At 61.6% G+C, this 22,080-nt stretch carries 18 protein-coding genes; 11 read left to right on the top strand and 7 right to left on the bottom strand.

The features are described 5' to 3' along the window. Window positions 1–19: 19 nt before the first annotated feature. The 3 genes from ABCN01_RS07930 to ABCN01_RS07920 are packed head-to-tail and all read right to left on the bottom strand — an operon-like array spanning window position 20 to window position 2,645. Window positions 20–1,315, bottom strand: a complete 1,296-nt coding sequence (locus ABCN01_RS07930; RefSeq protein WP_342996108.1) for a sensor histidine kinase — start codon at window positions 1,313–1,315, stop codon at window positions 20–22. Further along, window positions 1,299–2,084, bottom strand: a complete 786-nt coding sequence (locus ABCN01_RS07925) for a response regulator transcription factor (protein ID WP_342996107.1) — start codon at window positions 2,082–2,084, stop codon at window positions 1,299–1,301. Before ABCN01_RS07925 ends, ABCN01_RS07930 begins: the two co-directional genes overlap by 17 nt. An 18-nt stretch (window positions 2,085–2,102) precedes the next feature. Further along, on the bottom strand, window positions 2,103–2,645 hold the full coding sequence (locus ABCN01_RS07920) for a UBA domain-containing protein (RefSeq protein ID WP_022093856.1): 543 nt from the start codon (window positions 2,643–2,645) through the stop codon (window positions 2,103–2,105). A gap of 553 nt (window positions 2,646–3,198) precedes the next feature. Here ABCN01_RS07920 and ABCN01_RS07915 point away from each other — a divergent pair. Together ABCN01_RS07915 and ABCN01_RS07910 are read left to right on the top strand one after the other, a co-directional pair. Beyond that, on the top strand, window positions 3,199–3,438 hold the full coding sequence (locus ABCN01_RS07915) for a hypothetical protein (protein ID WP_342996106.1): 240 nt from the start codon (window positions 3,199–3,201) through the stop codon (window positions 3,436–3,438). A gap of 85 nt (window positions 3,439–3,523) precedes the next feature. Then, a complete protein-coding gene (locus ABCN01_RS07910; RefSeq protein WP_342996105.1) occupies window positions 3,524–4,249 on the top strand; it encodes a metallophosphoesterase family protein in 726 nt (241 codons plus the stop codon). Window positions 4,250–4,264: 15 nt separating this feature from the next. On the opposite strand, the gene gluQRS is transcribed toward ABCN01_RS07910, so the two are convergent. Further along, on the bottom strand, window positions 4,265–5,275 hold the full coding sequence (gluQRS, locus tag ABCN01_RS07905; RefSeq protein WP_342996104.1) for a tRNA glutamyl-Q(34) synthetase GluQRS: 1,011 nt from the start codon (window positions 5,273–5,275) through the stop codon (window positions 4,265–4,267). A gap of 556 nt (window positions 5,276–5,831) precedes the next feature. Between gluQRS and ABCN01_RS07900 the strand changes: the two genes are divergently transcribed. Further along, entirely contained in the window at window positions 5,832–7,775 is a 1,944-nt protein-coding gene (locus ABCN01_RS07900; protein WP_342996103.1) for a DUF2207 family protein, read from the top strand. A 139-nt stretch (window positions 7,776–7,914) separates the two neighbouring features. Here the strand turns inward: ABCN01_RS07900 and ABCN01_RS07895 are convergent, their stop codons facing one another. Further along, entirely contained in the window at window positions 7,915–8,556 is a 642-nt protein-coding gene (locus ABCN01_RS07895; protein ID WP_342996102.1) for a GNAT family N-acetyltransferase, read from the bottom strand. Between the two features lie 278 nt (window positions 8,557–8,834). Between ABCN01_RS07895 and purH the strand changes: the two genes are divergently transcribed. Next, complete coding sequence (gene purH / locus ABCN01_RS07890) at window positions 8,835–10,442, top strand: bifunctional phosphoribosylaminoimidazolecarboxamide formyltransferase/IMP cyclohydrolase (RefSeq protein ID WP_342996101.1); 1,608 nt, start codon at window positions 8,835–8,837, stop codon at window positions 10,440–10,442. Between the two features lie 223 nt (window positions 10,443–10,665). Next, window positions 10,666–11,400, top strand: a complete 735-nt coding sequence (locus tag ABCN01_RS07885) for a hypothetical protein (protein ID WP_342996100.1) — start codon at window positions 10,666–10,668, stop codon at window positions 11,398–11,400. An 18-nt stretch (window positions 11,401–11,418) separates the two neighbouring features. On the opposite strand, the gene ABCN01_RS07880 is transcribed toward ABCN01_RS07885, so the two are convergent. Further along, window positions 11,419–12,600 carry a PucR family transcriptional regulator gene (locus tag ABCN01_RS07880; RefSeq protein WP_342996098.1) on the bottom strand — a complete coding sequence of 394 codons (1,182 nt, stop codon included), beginning with the start codon at window positions 12,598–12,600 and terminating at the stop codon, window positions 11,419–11,421. Between the two features lie 217 nt (window positions 12,601–12,817). Here ABCN01_RS07880 and ABCN01_RS07875 point away from each other — a divergent pair, with 217 nt between their 5' ends. The 4 genes from ABCN01_RS07875 to ABCN01_RS07860 all read left to right on the top strand — a co-directional run bounded on the left by ABCN01_RS07875 (window position 12,818) and on the right by ABCN01_RS07860 (window position 16,898). After that, window positions 12,818–13,849 (top strand): ornithine cyclodeaminase family protein, encoded by a 1,032-nt coding sequence (locus tag ABCN01_RS07875; protein WP_342996097.1) that lies wholly within the window; start codon window positions 12,818–12,820, stop codon window positions 13,847–13,849. A 24-nt stretch (window positions 13,850–13,873) separates the two neighbouring features. Beyond that, window positions 13,874–15,004: an aminotransferase gene (locus ABCN01_RS07870; protein ID WP_342996096.1), complete on the top strand. Its 1,131-nt coding sequence runs from the start codon at window positions 13,874–13,876 to the stop codon at window positions 15,002–15,004. 169 nt (window positions 15,005–15,173) lie between these two features. Further along, window positions 15,174–15,845, top strand: a complete 672-nt coding sequence (locus ABCN01_RS07865; protein WP_342996095.1) for a response regulator transcription factor — start codon at window positions 15,174–15,176, stop codon at window positions 15,843–15,845. A gap of 9 nt (window positions 15,846–15,854) precedes the next feature. Then, on the top strand, window positions 15,855–16,898 hold the full coding sequence (locus ABCN01_RS07860; protein ID WP_342996094.1) for a sensor histidine kinase: 1,044 nt from the start codon (window positions 15,855–15,857) through the stop codon (window positions 16,896–16,898). Between the two features lie 201 nt (window positions 16,899–17,099). Here ABCN01_RS07860 and ABCN01_RS07855 read toward each other — a convergent pair whose 3' ends face one another. Further along, window positions 17,100–17,537 carry a universal stress protein gene (locus ABCN01_RS07855; protein ID WP_006235921.1) on the bottom strand — a complete coding sequence of 146 codons (438 nt, stop codon included), beginning with the start codon at window positions 17,535–17,537 and terminating at the stop codon, window positions 17,100–17,102. Between the two features lie 247 nt (window positions 17,538–17,784). Between ABCN01_RS07855 and ABCN01_RS07850 the strand changes: the two genes are divergently transcribed. Continuing rightward, window positions 17,785–18,759, top strand: a complete 975-nt coding sequence (locus ABCN01_RS07850; protein WP_342996093.1) for an undecaprenyl-diphosphate phosphatase — start codon at window positions 17,785–17,787, stop codon at window positions 18,757–18,759. 332 nt (window positions 18,760–19,091) lie between these two features. Next, the gene (locus tag ABCN01_RS07845) at window positions 19,092–21,995 is read left to right on the top strand and encodes an ATP-dependent helicase (protein ID WP_342996092.1); all 2,904 of its coding nucleotides are present in this window, start codon (window positions 19,092–19,094) and stop codon (window positions 21,993–21,995) included. Window positions 21,996–22,080: the final 85 nt, after the last annotated feature.

The raw sequence follows: 22,080 nt of genomic DNA, 5'->3' as shown, positions 1-22,080 counted from the left end.
ATTTATGCCGAGGGGCTTCCTAGCGCGGCAGGCGAATCGTAAAGCGGCTGCCGACGCCCTCGACTGAGGTCACGCCAATGACGCCGCCATGGCTATCGACGATCCACTTGGCAATGGCAAGCCCCAGACCCGAGCCCTGTGCGCCGGCATCGCGTGCATTGTCGGCGCGGTAGAACCGTTCAAACGCGTGAGCTGCGGATTCCTGGTTCATGCCGATGCCCTCGTCCTCAACGCTTATGTCGATCGTGCCCGCGCCCGCATCCGGCGCTACGCCAAATGTGACGGTCGTTCCCGCATCCGAGTACTTGACGGCGTTTTGCACGATCACGCGCAGAGCCTGCTTCACGAGCGCCACGTCGACGGGCGCGTCGCAGCGCGGGTCGCTGACAAGCGCAGCGTCAAAGGTCAGCCGATACGTATGCTCGGTATCGATCATCTGCGATTCCTCGCATACCTCGCCGACCAGTGCGGCAAGGTTAGTATTTGCGCGCCGCAGGACCGTGCGTCCGGCATCGCCGCGCGCCAAAAACAGCAGCTGCTCCACAAGCTCTTGCATGTGCTCGCTTTCGGCCTTGAGGGACGCGATGGACTCCGCCAGCACGTCCGGATCGTCTTTGCCCCAGCGGTCGAGCATGTTTACGTAGCCCTGAATCACCGCGATGGGCGTTCGTAGCTCGTGGCTTGCATCATTGACAAAGCGCATCTGCTGCAGCTTGGCCTCTTGCATCTGACGCAGCAGACGGTTGAGTGCGACCTCGATGCTTGCCAGGTCGGCGTCGCCGGTAGTGACGCTCGGCGAGTCGACGCTTGCGCGCTCGATGGCCTGCTCCAGCGTTTCCATCTTGCCGCCGGAGAGCTGCATGCGGCCGAGTTCGTCCACGCGCAGGGCCAGATCGTTGAGCGGTGCCATGGTACGGCGCACGCGCCTCGCGCCGCCGAGCATGTTGAGCACGCTGATGACCTGCCAACCCACAACGACAAGGTAGAGAGGCCATAGCGCGACGAGGTCCTGCGCGAGGGGGAAGGTCTTGGTGGTACGCGCAAGCTCGACGGTATAGGTGAGCGTGGCCGGGTCCCAGCCGCGTGCGGGCGTCAGCGACATGCCGTGAACGGTGGCGCCGGGAATCCAGCCTGCGGTAAACGCGCTGTCGGGCAGCGTCTGGTTGTATCCATAGACGAGGATCGCCGCCGCAATCACCATCAGCAGCAGATCGAGCCAGACGTAGCTCATCAGGCGGCGCCACATATAGCCCCAGTTGATGGCGCGGGCGATGGAGGTGACGCGCTTGGCCTCGGCGTTACGCACGGCAGACATAGCCCACCCCGCGCACGGTCTGGATGATGCGGGCGCCACCGGCGTCCTCGATCTTGGCACGCAGGTGCGCGATATGTACGTCGACGTTGTTGGTGTCGCCTACGTATTCGTAGCCCAGCGCTTCGTGCGCGATGCGCTCGCGCGTGAGCACAGTCTCGGCATGCGCCATAAGCAGGGCGAGAACGTCGAACTCGCGGGCAGTCAGCACGATGGGCGAGCCGCCGACCGTGACTTCGCGGCGGTCGGGGTCGAGCACAACCGAGTCAACGGTGAGTGTGGTGGGGGAGGGCGAAGCGGAAACTTGGGTTGAGTCGCTGACCGGGGGCATCGCGGCGGCGCTCCCGTCCACGCTGCTCGCCATGCCCGCCCCGGCCCCGGCGCCGCCAACGCCCGAAGCCGCCCGCACGGCCTCAGAGCGCTTCAGCGCCACGCGGATCCGTGCGAACAGCTCCTCGATCGCAAACGGCTTGGTCAGGTAATCGTCGGCGCCGGCATCGAGCCCGGCAACCTTATCCATCACGGCATCGCGCGCGGTGACCATGATCACCGGCACGTCCTTGTGCTTGCGGACACGCCGCAGGACCTCCATGCCGTTGAGCTGCGGCAGCAGCACATCGAGCAGAATCAGATCGTAGTCGCGCTTCAGCGCCAGGTCTACGGCGGTGCGGCCGTCGGCGGCGTGCTCCACCTGGTAGCCCTCGTGCTCCAGTTCGAGCGTCACAAAGCGAGCGATTTTCTCCTCGTCCTCTACGATCAGAATCCGTGCCATGCGTACCCCCGTCTGCGATTACTTGTCGTCGTTCAGATTTTGTTTGATGTCGTCCGCGGCATCGGCAGCGTGATTCATAAGGTTGTTGATGCTGCCGGGCACGTCGCCGTCGCTGTCGATGCGGTAGCGCATGCCAAAGAACAGGCCAATCAGCATCAGCCATATCGTGGCGCCCCAGGCAAACAGCGCGACGATGGGGATCAGAATGGGGATGTTGAGGATGATCGCATCGCGGCGCGTGGCGATAAACTTGGTGTCCAGGCTCAGGCGGAATAACTTTTTGAGGTACTCCCACACGCTGTCCATCTTCTTGGAGAAGTCGGTCTTTTCGCTCGACTTTTCGTAGGCGGCCTGCGCGGCGACCATCTCGGCCGAGGGCTCGTCGACTGGCGCGGACTCGGTGGCGGCGTGCGCCGACGTGGTCTGGGTCTTGCCCTGCGACTCGAGCCAAATGATGGCGTCCAAAACGTTGCCGTCGGCGGCGTCGAGTGCGGCCTTGGCATCGGTGTAGCTTACGTTGCACTTGGTGCGGATGGTTTCAACTTTTTCGAGGTCGTCCATGACCTATCCTTTCGTTCGATGGGCGCGGCGCCGGGCAATCTGCCCGGGCGCGAGCGTTGCGTTCGGCGGTCTGCGTTGCGCCGCCCCGCCCTTGGTCGAACTCTATAGTGCAGGTTATAGATTAAGCGATTCTTGAGCCAAGATTAATGTTGGATGAGTTTTTGCGCGGCGGTGGGGAAGGGAGGGGTGTCTTTTTGGATAGCTAGCAGCGAGGCCTAATGCTTTTCCCGAGAAGTGAACGAGCTAAAACGGACCCCCGAAGCATCGACACTTTAAAGGTGCCGCTTCCTGCGGTTTCGGCGCTGAAATCCTGCGATTTTGCCGCCGGAAAATGCGGATGTTTCAGGGGTCCAAAAACAGCCGTTCACTTCTCGGGAAAAGTATTAGACCTCGATAACGGGGGATGTGGTGCCGGTGCAAAACGGCGTCAAAGGTTGGTCGAGCAGGCGGTTTCTCCATTGATGTCCGCACGACATGTGACACTTACCCTGCCGCCCTGCTCTGCCGCGGCGGCATGCATCTGAACAATGACCCTCTAAGGAGTTCGATTTTGATGAGCGACAACACCAGGCATCTCGCAAAGAAGTGCGTCAAGGACGCGGGGCCGTGCCTCGCGCTGTGCCTTGCCGGCGCAGCGGTCGCGCTGCTGGCTGTTCTGGGGCCGTTCGACGTGCTCCGAAGTGCCGTCTCTCTGCACGTTTGCATGGCCCTTGCCGGCGCCATGATGACCGGCGGCGTGCTTGATCTGGTTTTTTGGGTGCTTGACCCGTTTGGATGGAAGAACGAGGGGTAAGCCCTAAGGGATGGAAGGGCTGGAACGGTTAGCTTAGCGATCGTGCAGAATGCGGGCTGGCGACTTACAGGGAAGTGGTGATCCGATGACGGTCTATGTGACGGGCGATATTCACGGTGGCCTCGACATGCAAAAGCTGCGCGACTGGGACCTTGGGGATAGTCTGACGGGCGACGACTATCTGATTGTCGCGGGCGACTTTGGCTTTCCGTGGGGTTTCTCTGCCGAGGAATGTGCCGACATCGCTTGGCTGGAGTCGCGCCCCTATACCGTGCTGTTCGTCGACGGTAACCACGAGCGTTTCGATCACTGGGCGGAGCGTCCCATGGAGCTGTGGCACGGTGGGCTGACGCAGCGTCTGTCGGACACCTCTCCCATACGGCGCCTGACGCGCGGCGAGGCTTTCGAGCTCGACGGCTCAACGATCTTTACCATGGGTGGCGCCACGAGCGTGGATAGGGAATACCGCATCCCGTATTCCAGCTGGTGGCCGCAGGAGCTGCCGGACGAGCGCAACTTTGAGGAGGCACGGACGAAGCTCGACAGCGTGGGCTGGAAGGTCGACTACGTAATCACCCACACCTGTTCTACGCGCATGCTTTCGCCCACGCTTTATCCGGCACCCGGCTGGAATTGCCCCGGTGTTGACCGACTTACGGCATTTTTCGATGAGCTGGAAGATCGCTTGGACTACAAGCGCTGGTACTACGGCCATTTTCATCGGGATGCCAACCCTGCCGAGCGCCATACCGTGCTCTACGACTGCATCATTCGCCTGGGTGACGAGCTCCAGCCCTGGGATGTTGCGTAGGGGTGGAGTGAGCGGCTACTCGGTCGTTACGGTGATGTTCTCCCGGTGCGCGCGGATGACGTCCCAGCTAAAGTGCTCTACCAGTTGCTCGGCGGAACGCGGCGTGGTGTCCGGCGCGATGCCTGTTTGCCCGGCGAGCCAGCCCAGCAGTGCCTCGGGTGTGCCAAAGCGGGCGCGGAGCTCGCCCAGGTCCAGATCGCGATCGCGCTTGGAAAGGCGGCGGCCGTCCGGCGACATGAGCAGCGGAATGTGCGCGTAGTGCGGCGTGGGCAATCCCAGCAGACGCTGCAGGTAGATTTGGCGCGGCGTGGAGCCCAGCAGGTCGCATCCGCGTACGATCTCGGTAACACCCATGGCGGCGTCATCGACCACCACAGCCAGCTGGTAGGCAAACACGCCGTCGCTGCGGCGCACCAAAAAGTCGCCGCACTCGGTGGCGAGTGCCTCGCATTGGGCCCCGTACGTGCGGTCCACGAATTCGACCACATCGTCTGCGAGGTCGTCGACGGCGGGCACGCGCAGGCGCGTGGCCGGAGCGCGCAGGATGCTGCGGCGTGCAACCTCCTCGGCAGAAAGACCTCGGCAGGCGCCGCGGTAGATGGGCGTGCCGTCGCTGGCGTGCGGCGCGCTTGCGGCGTGGAGCTCGGCGCGCGTGCAAAAACAGGGGTAGGTGAGGCCGGCGTTTTGCAGCTGGCGCAAGGCGCTCTCGTACAGGTCGAGGCGATCGTGCTGGTAGTAGGGGCCTTCGTCCCACTCGAGTCCCAGCCAGGCTAGGTCGTCAATCAGTTGAGCGGCAAGTTCCGGGCGCTTGCAGCGATCGTCCAGGTCCTCGATGCGCAACACAATGCTGCCGCCTTGGCTGCGGGCCGAAAGCCACGCGCACAGGCAACTGAACACGTTGCCCAGGTGCATGCGGCCCGATGGCGACGGGGCAAAGCGCCCCACGACGGGCGCAGGAACGGAGACGGGTTGCGTCGTTGGCGCATCCGCGGCGGGCGTTGCTATGTTGCGTGTTTTGATATCCATGCGGACGAGTATAGCGCGGGGCGCGATGGGGAGGCGTCATTGTGGTCCGCAAGTTGTCGAGGCCCCGCATTGCGTATGGTGGGCCGCAGGCTCGGTGCTTTGATTCCTGTCTATCAACTTGGCACCCTAGACAACAGAAACCCCGGCAGCTCTTCGCAACTGCCGGGGTTTCCGCGGAAAAGGGGGACATGATCCTCGAGCGGACGGCAAAGGGGCAAACCGTTTTCGCTCAACTGCTTTATGCCCCTCGACTGGTGGCTCAATCAGCGCATGCCGCGCCCACACAAAGCCGCTACACCTGTGACGGAGCTGTGAAGTGGTATCTATTGTTGGCGCGGGATTCGGCCAAAGAGCGTCCTAAACGACAAATTTGTTGCTGTCCGTCGGTTCAGCCCAATGATCCGTTTTCCTCCGTCCCCAATAGATCATTTTCTAGGTGCCGGCCGAGGGTGGGACTTTTGTCCCATTTGACGTTCCGCTTGCCTAGACGGTCGTGTCGTACGCTCGCAAACGTGGGACAATAACGCTGTCGGTACCACAGATAAAGGATGTGCCTATGAACACCCTCGTCGCCAAAGTCAGTCGGCAGCGCTGCCTGTTTGCGCGATTCGCTTCCGTCTGCGTGCTCGTCGCGCTCGCGTTGTTGCTACTGCCTGTCGCCGCGCACGCCGACGGCTACTCCATGACCCAAACCTATATCGGCGCCACGGTTGAGGCCGACGGCTCGCTGACCGTTGTCGAGGGACGCCAGTTTGATTTCGATGACGACATCAACGGCGTGTTTTGGGAGATCAATACAGGCTCTAATCAGCAGGGCGGCGCGGCGGGCGTCAATGTGTTGAGCGTCGAGGAAGATGACACCGCGTTCAACAAAGTCGATAGCGCGAACAAGGGTGACTCTGGCGTCTACACGGTCGAGCAGACTGGTGACGGCGTAAAGATCAAGGTGTTCAGCCCCCACGAGAGCGGCGACAGCGTGATCTATTACGTGAGCTACACCATGACCGGTGCGGTTATGAACTGGGCCGATACCGCCGAGCTCTACTGGAAGTTCGTTGGCGACGGCTGGTCCGCGGATTCCGACGATGTTGAGATGGAAGTGCGCTTTGCAAATGCCGCTGCCGGGACGGCGGCCGTCAAGGGCGATAACTTCCGCGCATGGGGCCACGGCCCGCTGACGGGCGACGTATCGCTCGATGCGGACGAACCCATGGTCACCTACACCATTCCCTGCGTGCATCAGGGCGAATTTGCCGAGGCACGTATCGCCTTCCCCAGCGACTGGGTACCGCAGCTTGCCGCCTCGGGCGAAGAGCGCATGTCAACGATCCTGAGCGAAGAGAAAGAATGGGCCGACGAAGCTAACGCCCGACGTGCTCACGCTCACATGATCGCCAATGCACTTGCCGTGCTAAGTGTTGTCGCGGCGGTGGCCTTTACCGGCACAATTGTTGTGCTCAAGCTGCGTAAGCGCAAGCCCAAGCCGCTTTTCCAGGACGAGTATTTCCGCGATGTGCCTTCGGCCGACCATCCCGCCGTGCTTTCGGCCCTCATGAGCTGGAACGAGGTGCCCGATCAGGCATATATCGCCACGCTCATGAAGCTCACCGACGACCGTGTGATCAAGCTGGAGCAGGCGACCGTGACCAAGGCCAAGAAGGGTCTGTTGGGGCGTGAAAAAGAAGAGCAGACGTATCGCGTGACGGTGAGTGATGCGGGCTGGAAGTCGACCAAGGGCATTGACCACATGGTGCTCAAGGTCTTCTTTGCCGGTGCTAAGCCCGACGAGAACGGTGATCGTTCGCGCACGTTCGACGAGCTGCAGCACTACGTCAAGCAGCACGCTACGCCCGTGGGCGACAAGCTCGAGGACTATCAGAACACCGTTAAGGGCAAGCTGGCCGATAGCGAGTACGTTGCCTCGGACGGCATTGTCGCAATGGTGTTTTGCCTGGTTCTTGGTATTCTGATCGCCTTTGTTCCCGTGGGATCCATTTTCTTTACCGACGGCGCACAGGCGAACATTATCGCTGCGGTTATCTCGGTGCCGATTGTACTGGTGGGTATTGGCGTGGGCCTTACGTTCCGCCGCTTTACGCCGGAGGGTGCCGAGGTGGCGGCTCGCTGCAAGGCGCTTAAGCATTGGCTTGAGGACTTCACGCGTCTAAAGGAAGCCGTCCCCGGCGATCTGGTCCTGTGGAATAAACTTCTGGTGATGGGTGCGGCGCTGGGCGTTTCGAAGGAAGTCCTGCGTCAGCTTGCCGAGGCTGTTCCTCCCGAGGTGCGCGAGGCCGACGGTTTCTACGACAATTACCCCTGTTACTGGTGGTACTACCATCATTACGGTACCGAGTCCCCGCTCGATTCATTCGATGACGTGTATCACGAGAGCATCCGTGAGCTGGCTTCGAGTTCCGATAGCTCGAGCGGCGGCGGTGGCGGCGGCTTCTCGGGCGGCGGAGGCGGCGGCGTCGGCGGAGGCGGCGGCGGAACGTTCTAGCGGTCCTAAATTATGGGATGGGCTTTTCTCGACAGCCGTCGGGGGAAGCCCATCCCTTTTTCATGCGCTACCTACGAAGACTGTCCCCAACGACTAGTCACTGGGGACGTTCCTAAATGACTAGGTATGGCTGCTGGGCCTAGGCCGTTAGGTCAAGTTCGTAGAGGAAGCTTTCGCGCGGCATGTCGTGACGGCGCTCTTCGCGGTTGGCGCGGTGCGTGGCGGTGCGCTTAAAGCCGTGCAACTCGTAGAACTTCCACGAACAGTTGGAGTCGGTGTACAGGTGTGCGCTGGTCGCCCCGCACGAGGACAGATGCGAGATTGCGGCGTCGAGCAACACCGAGCCAACGCCCAGGCCGTGGACGTCGCGATCAACGGCAAGCAGCGTGACCTCGTTGTCGTGCGGCAGCGGGCTGCTCTCGAGTAGGCGGTTGTTGGTTCGGATGGTTGCGCGCACAAATGAGAGGTACTCGGCGCAGGCATCGGGCTCCAGCTCGCGCATCTGCGATAGCAACGCGCGTTCGGTATCCATCCAATGTTCCTTGACGGTGGCGCCGGAACTCTGCCCCGCACGCGCGAGCGCAATGCCACGTGCCTGACCGTCGATTACGGCAACCTGCGAAAACGTCGACGACGAAAGGCAATAGGCGAGGTCGCACGCGGCCTCAAGGCGGTTGTACTCATCGTTATCCGAATTGTTATGCCAAAGCTGCTGCAGAATCAGCGCGATGGCGTCGAAGTCTTCGGTATCAAACGGTCGGTAGAGAACCCGCGAGACCATGGTGCCTCTTTCTTTCGCGGATGCATATTGAGCACAGTTCTACCACGCTATTGGCATCTAATTATGGTGCCCCTGTGTTCCATGAACTCACCGTGCCCGGTGCCGTGCTCACCCCCCTCCGCTCGCAAACTTTTTCTGCACATGCGTGCGTTGCGGGGTGCATCGATGCGCTCGATGCGCTACATTAAATCAGTATTTTCAATGCCGCTGCGCGAGCGCTGCAGATCGACGTATCACCGACTCACAGAGCACGGCGGCGTACCAGACAGGAGGACTGCATGGGATCTGATGTGAAGATCGCACGCGCGTTGATCTCGGTTACCGATAAGACGGGCGTCGTCGATTTCGCACGGACGCTGGTCGATGACTTTGGCGTCGAGATCATCTCTACGGGCGGCACGGCTCGTGCCATCGAGGACGCGGGCGTTCCCGTAACCCCCATCGAGGAGTTCACTGGCTATCCCGAGATGATGGACGGCCGCGTTAAGACCCTGCACCCCAAGGTCCACGGCGCGCTGCTGGCCCGCCGCGATTCCGAGCAGCACATGCAGGAGGCGGCTCAGCACGGCATTAAGCTGATCGACCTGGTCGTCGTCAACCTGTACGAGTTCGAGAAGACCGTCGCCAACCCCGAGGTCACCTTCGCGGATGCCATCGAGCACATCGACATCGGTGGCCCCTCCATGCTGCGCTCTGCCGCCAAGAACGCCACGAGCGTTACCGTCATCTCCGACCCGGCCGACTACGACGCCGTTCTGGCCGAGATGCGCGAGACCGGCGGTTGCACCACGCTTTCCACCCGTCGTCGCCTGCAGGTGAAGGTCTACCAGACCACCGCCGCCTACGACACGGCCATCTCCCGCTGGCTTGCCGCTCAGGCAAGCGACGTGGCGGACACCTCTGCCAAGCTCGAGATCTCGCTGGAGAAGGTCGACGACCTGCGCTATGGCGAGAACCCGCAGCAGAAGGCCACGGTCTATCGCTTTGCCGAGGGCTGCGAGAACACCGCGAGCTCGCAGTTCCCGCTCGTGGGCTCCGAGCAGATCCAGGGCAAGCCGCTCAGCTACAACAACTATCTGGATGCCGACGCCGCTTGGAACCTGGTCCGCGAGTTCGACGAGCCGGCCTGCGTGATCCTCAAGCACCAGAACCCCTGCGGCTCCGCCGTGGCCGAGGACATCACGGCCGCCTACGACCGCGCTTTCGCCTGCGATCCCAAGAGCGCCTTCGGCGGCATCATCGCTTGCAACCGCGAGGTTCCCTTTGAGCTGGTTGAGCACTTTGCCGATCAGAACAAGCAGTTCGTCGAGGTTATCATCGCCCCGAGCTACACTGCCGAGGCGCTCGAGCGCATGGCCAAGCGCCCCAACCTGCGCGTGCTGGCTACCGGCGGCGTGGACCACGGCGCCCAGGTGGAGCTGCGCTCCGTCGACGGCGGCATGCTGGTACAGGAAGTCGACCACGTGACCGAGGATCCCGCGACCTTCACGTTCCCCACCGACCGCAAGCCCACCGACGCCGAGATGGCCGAGCTCGAGTTTGCCTGGAAGGTCTGTAAGGGCGTCAAGTCCAACGCCATCTTGGTCTCCAAGGGTAAGGCCGGCATTGGCATGGGCCCGGGTCAGCCCAACCGCGTTGACTCTGCACTGCTTGCCTGCGAGCGCGCCGAGGACTTCTGCGAGCGCGAGGGCGTGGAGAAGGGCGGCTTTGCCTGTGCAAGCGACGCGTTCTTCCCGTTCCGCGACAACGTCGACGTGCTTGCCGCGCACGGCGTGACCTGTATCATCCAGCCCGGCGGCTCCAAGCGCGACGACGAGAGCGTCCAGGCCTGCAACGAGCATGGTATTGCGATGGTCTTCACGGGGGCCAGGCATTTTAGGCACTAGAGGCTTTCCCAAGCACCCGATCTTGCCCCTCAAACCGTCGCTTGCGTACATTTAGTACGCGGCGCTCCTCTTTCGGGGCAATCTCGGGCACTTGGAAAACCCTTAATGGAATGTTGTTCTATCCCATTAAGCTGATCGGTCGCCTGACCATATCGTCAAAATAATCTCCGCAAAAGACGGCTGCTCCGTTTGGAGGGCCGTCTTTTTGGTATAAGAGGACGGAATGACTAACACGAAAGGTATGACCATGCCCCAGATTGATGATGCCGAGCTGTTTGGCAATGCCGAGGATCAGCGTGCGTACGAGGACTTTTGCGCTAATCAGGAGGCGGTCGAGAAGTTTACGCTCGACAAGCCCGCGCTTGTCTGCCGTTGGCGCATGTCCAACAAAAAGGTGCCCATGCTCAACCGCCACATCCGCGCGCTGTCCGAGCGCCTGGTGCAGGGCGAGCCGCTTACCCATAACATGCTCAGCTGGGCCAAACAGCACGTTGAGTGGTCGCTTGCCGAGGGCGATTACACCGCACGCGACGGCGTGCTCATGCTGGTGATCGACATTAACGGCAACGCCGCCATGACGGTGGGGGAGTACGAGCCGCTGGCCGATACGTCGGCCAAGGCGCTGCGCGCCCGCTCCGCCGAGGCCCGCTCCGAGGCTGACGAAACTGGCGTGGCGCCCGAGCTGCTCGCCGCCGTCAACAACGGCGAACTTGCCTTTGTGGCGCCGGCGGACGAGTGCCTGTGTGGCACGGCGACGCTCATCGAGCAGCTGGCCCAGACCAAGGGCATCCCGGTCACGCGCGTAGACATTCCCGCGCAGCTTAAGGGCGCGCTGTTCCTGGTGAGCGACGAGCACGGCGTGGTCCCCGCGACCGAGACGGACGCCGCCGAGGTCGACGCTGTCACGGTCGCCTTCTTTGCCGAAGGCTACGAAAAGCTCCGCGCCCGCCGCTCCTAACCTCAAGGCGGGGTGGGCTTACTGAAGCGAGCGAGCGCGTTCGATGGCGTAGGCGAGCGACAACTGCTCCATCTCCGGGGCGCATTTGTAGCTCAGTCCGGTGAGAGCCGTCACCTTATCGAGGCGATATCGAATCGTGTTCGGGTGCTGGCTCGTCTGCTTGGCGGTTTGCTCGATACGTCGGTCGTTCTCGATGAATGCGGCGAGTGTGGATTCCAACTCACTGCCATGCTCGCTGTCGTGCTCGCGTATCGGCGAGAGAATCGCCTCCGAAAACGATCGCATCTCCGGGGTTTCCGCAAAAGGCATCACGGTTCTCAGGATGCCGAGCTGCGTATAGCGGACGGGACCCTCGGCTCGTTGACAAGATAGGCGCTGTGCGTAAATCGCCTGCGAGATCGCCTGCGCCACCGCCTCGTCTCCAAACAGAATATCGCTGATGCCGAGCCCTTCCGCTCCGCCATCGATACTGCTAGCCTCGATGAGCTCCGTGAGCGCCTGTACGATTCGCTCCACATCGAGCGCCTGCTCCGAGTCGCTTGTCGCTACGAATAGCAAACCTCCGTCATAGGGCGCCAGCATGTTGTGGCATCCGGCGAGGGTCGATTTTGCACAGAGACGTTCGATTTGCAAAAACGTACGCGGGTCGAGGGGCTCTGCAAACGATGTGAACAGGGCGATCGCTTCGTCCAGAAATGACGGGTTGAGGCCTCGGATGCGTCGGCAGATGGACTCAGGCGATACGTCTGTCCTCAGGGCATCGATCTCGCGCTGTGCGAAGTCGATGGACGCGAGCTGCTCGATATGCCGTTTGACTTCATAGATGACGCTGTCAAAGAACAGCGAGTCGTCGGTCGTGAGAAAGACCGGGTAGTGCCGCGCGTTGGCATAGCGGATGGCTTGGTCGGGAATCGGGATGTGCAGGACGTTTTTGATGATAAGACCGCTCGTCCCCTTGGCGACGAGGTATTTCACGGCTTCAGTGATGAGGTACGGGTCGTCCTTCGCATAGAGGAAGGTGCTGAGGACGATCTCGTCTGGGCTGAAGTTGACGCGCTGGTACTTGTTCTTGAGGCCGGGCATGAGTTCGTAATCGAGGATCCCGACGCCGGATACGGCACGCGAGACGCCATCGCTGCCGGCGATTAGGCGGACCGACCCCTCATATTCCCGTGAGAAGTCCGAGATGGTGTATAGCATCAACATCACCTTGTAAATAGCTACAATAAGTACAGGTATAAATAGGATAATCGCACATCTGTATGCTGTTGATGCGAGAAATAGTTCAAATACATGCTGATAAAACGAAAAATTAGATTGAGAATCGTTGTAGATTCCAACAAGAAATGATCCTTGGCGGCATCGTTACTAAACCGTACAGTGAAGCAACGTAAAACTTTCGCTGAGAGGAGCGATGATGGGGCATATGGTGGTGCTTTCGGCCGAGGAAGTTTCCAGGGTGCTGACGATCGAGGATGCAATCGCTGCCGTGGAGGATGCGTATCGCCAGAAGGCAACGGGCAAGGGTGTTGCGTGGCCAATGGTATATGAGCAGTTCGAACCCGGCGTGGCCGATATGGATATCCGCTCGGGCGAGTTGGCGGGAAGCGGCCTCTTCGGTCTCAAGCTCACTGCCTGGTTCTCTCAGAATCCCAAAAAGGGACTGCCCGAGATCTTTGGCACCACGTTGCTGTGCGACAACGCGACGGGCGAGCCGCTGGCGCTGCTTAATGCCTCCGCCGTCACTGGGCTTCGCACCGGTGCCGCCGCTGCGCTCGGTGCCAAGTGGCTGGCTCGGGCGGATGCGTCGAAACTGCTTGTTGCGGGTGCCGGCCATATGAGCACCTATATGGTGGCAGGCGTGCTCGCCGCCTGTCCCAAAGTGAGCGAGGTCAGGGTGTGGGATCCGGTTTCCGATGCCGCGCCCGAGGCCCGCGTCGAGCGCATGCGAGACGAGGTCGCCCATATCTTGGGCGCCTGCGAGCATGCTCGCGAGGCATCCACCTATTCCATCGAGGCGACGGCCGACGGCCAAGGTGCCGCGGCAGAGGCCGACATCATCGTGACGATCACGCCGGCGACCAAGCCCATCATCCCCGATGCATGGGTGCGCCCCGGTACGCATATCTCCTGCGTCGGTGCCGACATGCCCGGCAAGCAGGAGCTCGCCTCGGCGCTTGTCGCCCGTTCCGCTGTTTACGTCGACGACCGCGAGCAATCGGTCGCGTCCGGTGAGCTGGAGATTCCGGTTGCCGAGGGTGCCATCACGCCCGAGGGCATCAAAGCGGAGCTCGGCGAAGTCATCGCCGGCACGGCTACGGGTCGTTCGGATGACGAGCAGGTGACGGTGTTCGATACGTCGGGCATCGCCGTTCAGGACCTTTCGGCATCGAAAATCGCCTACGACCGCGCCGTCGAGGCGGGGCTGGGCACCGTGGTGGAACTGTAAGAAAGTCAAGGAAAGGAAACGGCAATGCAGATCAAGGATTTCGCCGTCGAGCAGTGGATGAACGAGTGGGAGACCAAGTGCACCCACAACGTTGCGGAGACGTGCGTCTACTCCCTCACGCTCGACCAGCTGTTCGAGCTTACGAACACCGACAAGAAGGTGTGGCTCGACAGCCTGTGCTCGCGCCGATTCACCTACGGAGACATCGAGGGGCAGCCCGGCTTCCTCGAGGGGGTCGCGCGTCTCTATAAGACGGTCGAGCCCGGGCATATCGTGCCCACGCACGGCGCGACCGGTGCCAACTCCCTGGTTATTTCCACGCTCGTCGAACCGGGCGATCATGTAGTCTCCGTCAAGCCCACCTACCAGCAGCTTTACTCGATTCCCGAGATGTGCGGTGCGAAGGTCGATATCCTTCAGCTCGATCGCAAGAACGGCTATCACGTCGACGTCGACGCGCTCGATGCCCTGGTGACCGACGATACCAAGCTCATCTGCATCAATAACCCGGACAACCCCACGGGCGCCCTGCTCGACACCGATACGCTCAAGGCGATTGTCGAGGTTGCGCGCAAACACGACGCGTGGCTGCTCTGCGACGAGGTCTACCGTCTGCTTACTCAGACGGATGAGTACTGCGAGTCCGTGATCGACCTGTACGACAAGGCCGTCGTCACCGCATCCATGTCCAAGGTCTGGTCGTTTGCCGGCCTGCGTCTGGGCTGGGCGGTCACCAAGAGCTCGGAACTTCGTCGCGCGCTGCTCTCGCATCGCGACTACAACCTGATTTCCGCCGGCATATTCAGCGAGACGGTGGCGGAGCTGATTCTGGGCAACGCTTCCGTGATCCTTGAGCGCAGCCGTCGCATCGTCCGTCAGAACCTTGCTGTTCTGGAGAAGTGGGTCGAGAGCGAGCCGCACCTGTCGTTTGTCAAGCCCGAGGCGGGTACCACCGCGCTCGTGTATTACGACTACGACATCGACTCCAGGACGTTCTGCATCGACATGATTAAGAAGTCCGGCGCGCTCGTCACCCCGGGCGATTGCTTCGAGGAGCCCAAGAGCATGCGCATCGGCTATGCATATTCCGATAACACCGACGACCTGCAGAAGGGCCTGGATGCCATCTCTGCGTACATGCGTACGCTCGAGTAGAGGCTCGAGGGCGAAGTGATGGGGTCGATCGATTTAGGACCGAGGCCCCCTATTTTTTCTCAAGGCTACCGAACACTTTTGTCATATTAGGTGCCCACGGGGTCGTATCGCTGCGACGCCGTGGGCATAATGGTGTGGAAGGTGCAAGTTACGCGAAATGGGAGGACACATGGCGCTGATCTATGTCGTTGAGGACGACGAGCCCATTCGTCGTGAGCTTGTCGACATCCTTGCCCGCGCTGGGTTTGAAATCGAGGCCTGCGAATCGTTTGAGCATGTCTCGCGCGATATTCTCGCCGCCGCGCCCGACCTGGTGCTGCTCGATCTCACGCTCCCTGTCAAAGACGGCCAGCACATCTGCCATGAGGTCCGTCGCGAATCCGAGGTCCCCATCATCGTTCTCACGTCGCGCACGACCGAGATCGACGAGGTCATGGCCATGACGCTCGGCGCGGACGACTTTGTTCCCAAGCCCTACAGCGCCCGTGTGCTCGTGGCGCGCATCAACGCACTGCTGCGTCGCACCGCGGTGGCAGGCGAGCGCAGCACGCTTGTCCACAAGGGGCTGGAGCTCGACCTCGCCCGCTCAATGGTCACCAACACGCAAACCGGCACTAGCACCGAGCTCACCAAAAACGAGCTGCGTATCCTCTCACTGCTTCTGAGCCGCGCGGGCAAGATCGTTTCGCGCTCGGCCATCATGCAGGACCTGTGGGACTCCGACGCCTTCGTGGACGACAACACGCTCACCGTCAACATCAACCGCCTGCGTACTACGCTCGAAAAAATCGGCATCAAGGGGTATTTGACCACGCACCGCGGTCAGGGCTATTCGGTCTAGGGGCCGGCTATGTCATTTGCCAAGTTCTTTAAAGACGCGCTACTTCCCGTCGCCGTGTGGGCGTGCGGCGTGCTGCTGAGCTGCTTTGTGCTGACGGTCGCCGGTGCACCCGTCTCTATTGTGGTCGTGGCGGTCGGCGTGTCCTTTATCTTTGGTATGCTCGGCATCGTGATCGAGTATGCGCGTCGCCGTCGTTTTTTGCGTCAGCTGGAGCGTGCGGCAGAGGAGCTCGAGAGTCCCGCATGGGTGCAGGAGATGGTGCAATGCCCGACCTATGCCGAGGGCGAGCTCGAGTACGAGGTCTTGCGTCGCGTGGGTAAAGCCGCTTGCGACGAGGTTGCCGAAGGCCGGCGTCAGACCGATGACTATCGCGACTATATCGAGAGCTGGGTCCACGAGGCCAAGCTGCCCCTGGCGGCGGCTCACCTGATTTTGGAAAACCTAGACAGCGGCGAAGACGACCTGTCGCGCGTGGACGACCTGGCACGCGAACTTGCCCGCGTGGAGCGCTATATCGACCAGGCGCTCTACTATGCGCGCTCGGAGGTTGTGGAGCGCGATTACCTGATTCGACGTTGGAACCTCAAGGCTCTGGTGACGGGCGCAATCAAGGCCAATGCGCGTGAGCTCATCGCGGCACACGTGGCGCCGGTGTGCGAGAACCTCGACTTTGAGGTCTTTACCGACGAGAAGTGGCTCGAGTTTATTCTGGGCCAGCTCATTCAGAACAGCATTAAATATGCGCGTGAGGACGGCGCAAAGATCGTGTTTTCGGGTGCGTTGCTGGACGAGGGTCTGGCAAGCGAGCGCATCGAGCTTACCGTTGCCGACAACGGCTGTGGCGTGTGTGCGGCAGACCTGCCGCGCGTGTTCGAGAAGGGCTTTACCGGCGACAACGGCCGCACCACCAAGCGCGCAACGGGCATCGGTCTCTATCTGGTGGCGCGCCTGTGCTCCAAGATGGGCATCGACGTCACCGCGGCATCCGAGCCCGGCGAAGGCTTCGTCGTAACGTTCGCCTTCTCGACCAACAAATTCCAATACTTCGAGTAACGCACGCGGCAGACGTCCGCCCAAACAAAAACGTGCCGCCCCAAACGGGGCGGCACGCCATCTTTTATCAGCCAACTCGCTGAGGTGCGGTGACGAAGGCGCAAGGCCGGGAGGGGTTATCTAAGCCGACATCCCGCAGCCGCGAAGCGGCGAGGACGTCGGCGTGATAACCCCGCAGGCCTTGCGCCGGCGGGAAGGAACCTACTTCACGACCAAGATGTCGCAGTCCGTGTTGCGCAGCAGGAACGTCGAAATCGAACCCAGCAGCGCATACTTGATCGAGGACAGGCCGCGGGCGCCGCAGAGCACCAGGTCGGGCTTGACCACGTCGAGCATCTCGTCCTTGAGCGTCTCGCGAATGCGGCCGGCGCGAATCATGACCTCGACCTCGGGAATGTCGGGATTGGCCTTGGCCTCTTCGAGCTGCTTGGCGATGGAGTTCTTAAATGCCTCCTCTAGGCCGTTGACCAGATCAACCGGATAGGAACCGGCGCTCTCGAGCGCCGTGGAATCGATAACGTGGCCGATGATTAGCTTGGCGCCGTTGTTCGCGGCGACCTTGATGGCGCGTGCGAGCACAAAATCCTGCTGCTCAGTACCGTCGAGTGAAACAAATACCTTGGTGTAGCCCTCGTTCATGGTTTCCTCCTTGGTCTATCGCACGGGCGCGGGGCTCGTGCATCGGGCGGGCGCGGGCGCGTTGGCCGCCGGACACTTTATCTTGTTGCAGTTATACCCAAGGATTTCGGTTTGACCGCTCGCAATTCTGTGAACGGACGAGTTTTTTGGTAAGGGTAGGCGCAGACGCGCCTGAACGGTTGATAATGGGACATCGCCCGCACCGTCCGCAGAACAATATCGGCGGGTGTCTAACGAGGGGGTCCCTTTGGATATCATCGAGCTTCTAAAATCTGCCTTCATGGGCCTGGTCGAGGGCATCACCGAATGGCTGCCCGTTTCGTCGACCGGTCACATGATCTTGGTGGACGAGTTCGTTAAGATGAACGTGAGCGAGACGTTCTGGAACATGTTCCTGGTCGTGATTCAGCTTGGCGCCATTTTGGCCGTCTGCGTCCTGTTCTTCCATGAGCTCAACCCGTTCTCGCCCAGCAAGGGCAAGGAGGGCCGTCGCGACACCTGGGTGCTATGGGGCAAGATTGTGCTCGGCTGCATTCCCGCCGCGGCGATCGGTCTGCCGCTTAACGACTGGATGGAGGAGCATTTCTACAATGCTCCCGTCGTGGCGTTGGCGCTCATTGTGTACGGCGTGCTGTTTATCGTGATCGAGAACTGGCGCGCGAACAAGCGCGACCAGGCTGCTCTTGCCGGTTCGTTTGGTTCGCGTGCTGTGGTGGCGGGCGGACGTCCCGCCGGTGCGCATTTTGCCGCGCCCGCTGCGACTGCCGCCGCAGACGATGACGATAGCTTGGACTTTGGCTCCATCACTACGCTCGAGGATCTGAGCTGGAAGACCGCGCTGGGTATCGGTTGCTTCCAGGTGCTTTCGCTGATTCCGGGCACATCGCGCTCCGGCTCCACGATCATCGGCGGCCTGCTGCTGGGCTGCACGCGCTCGGTGGCGTCTAAGTTCACGTTCTTCCTGGCTATTCCCGTTATGTTTGGCGCGAGCGCGCTCAAGCTGGTCAAGTACTTTATTAAGGGCGGTACTTTCGGCACCAACGAAATCGCCATCCTGGGCGTGGGCTGCGTCGTCGCCTTTGTGGTGTCGCTCATTGCCATCAAGTGGCTTATGGGCTTCGTGCGCCGTCACGACTTTAAGTGCTTCGGCGTCTACCGCATCATCCTGGGCATCGTGGTGCTCGCGTACTTCTTTGTCCTGGAGCCGATGCTCGGCCTCTAACTTAGTCGACGCTGCGCGGCGGCCGGGGCGACAACTTGTCATTCAAAGGGGGCGGCATGACCAGAAGGTCTATGCCGCCCCTTTTCATGCCAATTTGTTCGCCCCGGCCACCGCTCGCTGCTGCTGCCATGACATCGGCGGTTTCGTGATTGTCAATTGATTGGTGCAGACCAACCTGACCCCATTGCGCCAAATTCGCTGGGGCGGGCCTGACGGTGACGCACGGAGTCGTGGTGTGATTTGCGTCGGTGTCCGCGCGGCTCGGTATACTGGTACGGCTCAAACTATGGCGCCGCCCGCAGGCGCGCCGTCCGTCAGATGAGGAGTCGCCCATGACCCAGCCCTTGCCCTGGGAAAAGAACGCCGCGGTATCCGTGCCGCCCGCGCCGGAACCCGTGCCGCTCGATGCATACACCGCCCATGCTGCGCCGGAGCCCGAGCTCGTCCCGCTCGACATTTACGACGCTCCCGCGCCGGCGCCCAAGCCCGCCAAGCCGCTCGTCGACATTGACAGCCTTAATCCCGCCCAGCGCGAGGCGGTCCTGTCCACCGAGGGCCCGTTGCTGGTGCTCGCCGGCGCCGGCTCGGGCAAGACCCGCGTCTTGACCTTCCGCATCGCACATATGCTCGGCGACCTGGGTGTTAAACCTTGGCAGGTTCTTGCCATCACGTTTACCAACAAGGCCGCGGCAGAGATGCGCGAGCGTCTGGCGGCACTCATTCCCAGCGGCACCCGTGGCATGTGGGTGTGCACCTTCCATGCCATGTGCGTGCGCATGCTGCGCGAGGACGCCGACCTGCTGGGCTACACCGGTCAGTTCACCATCTACGATGACGATGACTCAAAGCGCATGGTGCGCGACATTATGCAGGCGCTCGGCATCGAGCAAAAGCAGTTCCCCATCAACATGATCCGCAGCAAGATCAGCTCGGCCAAAAACGCCATGATCGGCCCCGAGGACATGCTTAAATCCGCCGACAGCCCCAACGACAAAAAGGCCGCTCAGGTCTACCTGGAGCTGGAACGCCGCCTGCGCGCCGCCAACGCGATGGACTTCGACGACCTGCTCGTGCGCACGCTCGAGCTGCTGCGCACCCGCCCCGAGGTGCTCGACAAGTACCAAGAGCGCTTCCGCTACATTAGCGTCGACGAGTATCAGGACACCAACCACGTCCAGTACGAGATCGCCAACCTGCTGGCCGCCAAGTACCAAAACCTCATGGTCGTAGGCGACGATGACCAGTCCATTTATAGCTGGCGCGGCGCCGACATCACCAATATCCTGGACTTTGAGAAGGACTTTAAAAACTGCAAGACCGTCAAGCTGGAGCAGAACTACCGCTCTACGGGTCATATCCTGAGCGCCGCCAACGCCGTGGTGCGCCACAACTCGCAGCGCAAGGACAAGCGTCTGTTTACGGCCGAGGGCGATGGCGAGAAGATCCAGGCCTTCCAGGCAAGCGACGAGCGCGACGAGGGCCGCTGGATTGCCGGCGAGATCGAAAAACTGCATGCCAAAGGCACGAGCTACGACGATATCGCCGTGTTCTACCGCACCAACGCCCAGTCGCGTATCCTCGAAGATATGTTCCTGCGCGCAGGCGTGCCCTACAAGATCGTGGGCGGCACGCGATTCTTCGACCGTGCCGAGATCCGCGACGTCATGGCCTACCTTAAGATGATCGTGAACCCGGCAGACGAGATGAGCGTCAAGCGCGTCATCAACACGCCGCGTCGCGGCATCGGCTCCACCTCGATCCAAAAGATCGAGCAGCTGGCGCGCGACAACCGTTGCTCGTTCTTCCAGGCCTGCGAGATCGCAACAGCCGAGACGGGCATGTTTAGCGCCAAGGTGCGTAACGGCCTGTCGAGCTTTGTGTCGCTGGTGCGCGAGGGCCGTCGCATGGACGGCGAGCTCAAGGACGTCGTCGAGATGATTGTCGATAAGACGGGCCTGCTGCAGGCTTTTCGCGCCGAAGGCACCATGGAGTCCGAGAGCCGCGCCGAGAACATCCAGGAATTCCTGGGCGTCGCCGCCGAATTTGAGGAGACGCACGAGGATATCGAGGGTACGCTCGAGAGCTTAGAAGAGCTGCGCGCTGCTGGTGTTGCCGATGTGCCCGCCGACGTTGAGCCCGAGCCCGTTGTGGTGAGCGCGCCTGCGCCCGAGCCCGGCCCGTCTGCGCCCGCGTTTTCGTTTGAGGCACTCGTCGGCGCGCGCGATGCCGCAGGTTCCAATCCGCTCGATAGCTTGGCCGCTCCGGCGCTGTCTCCGCAGGATGCTCTGGCCGCCGCCATCGCGGGCAACGCGTATGCCGCGCCGACGGAGATGCCGGCGGGCGCCGTGCATGCCGACGAGATCGAGCGCACCTACGGCCCGCTCACCTGCAAGGCGCTGCCGGCACTCATGGAGTGGCTGGCCCTGCGCTCCGACTTGGATTCCCTGGCCGGCGAGACGCATGCCATCACTATGATGACCATCCACTCCGCCAAGGGCCTGGAGTTCCCGGCGGTTTTCGTGGCCGGCATGGAGGAGGGTATCTTCCCGCACGTGCATGACTTTGGCGGCAGCGATGATCCGGGCAAGCTCGAGGAGGAGCGTCGCCTAGCCTACGTCGCCATCACGCGCGCCCGTAAGCGCCTGTTCCTGACCTATGCGGCCACGCGTCGCACCTACGGCTCGACCTCTGCCAACCCGCGCTCGCGCTTCCTCAACGAGATTCCGTTTGAGGACATCGAGTTTAGCGGTATCGGTTCTGCCGGTTTTGAGGGCACGGGCTGGGAGAAGCGCGGCGACCGTCACGGCACGTTTGGCTCGGGTATGGGCTCGGACATGTATGGCGGCAAGGTGTTTGGCTCGCATACGCGCTCGACCGGCGGCTCTGGATCGCGTAGCGGATCGAGCTTCGATGACTTCTTTGGCGGCAGCACTTATGGCACCGAGCGCCATCGTGGGGTTTCGCCCGACGCCGGCCGTGTTGCCTCGACCTTTGGCTCGGGCGCGCCGCGAGCCAAAAAGCCGTCATCCAAGGTGTCGCCGACGGTGGAGCGCAAGGTCGATCGCGCCAGCGCATCGCAGGACTTTTCCGCGGGCGATACCGTGAGCCACAAGACCTTTGGCACGGGCACCGTGATCTCGGTCGCCGGAGACATGATCGAGGTTCAATTCGAAAAGACCGGCCAGACCAAAAAGCTGATGAAAGGATTCGCTCCGATCGTCAAGCTGAATGCCTAACTGCGAGGTTGACCGGGCGCGCCGGGGGCTTTGGTCGCCTGCTCGGACAGTCCTGCTCGCACGGAGAGCACATTAAGTGCTCTCC

Source organism: Collinsella aerofaciens (genome assembly GCF_039062365.1).
In the GTDB taxonomy this organism is placed as follows: Bacteria; Actinomycetota; Coriobacteriia; order Coriobacteriales; family Coriobacteriaceae; genus Collinsella.
This window is presented reverse-complemented; position numbering and strand designations above follow the sequence as displayed.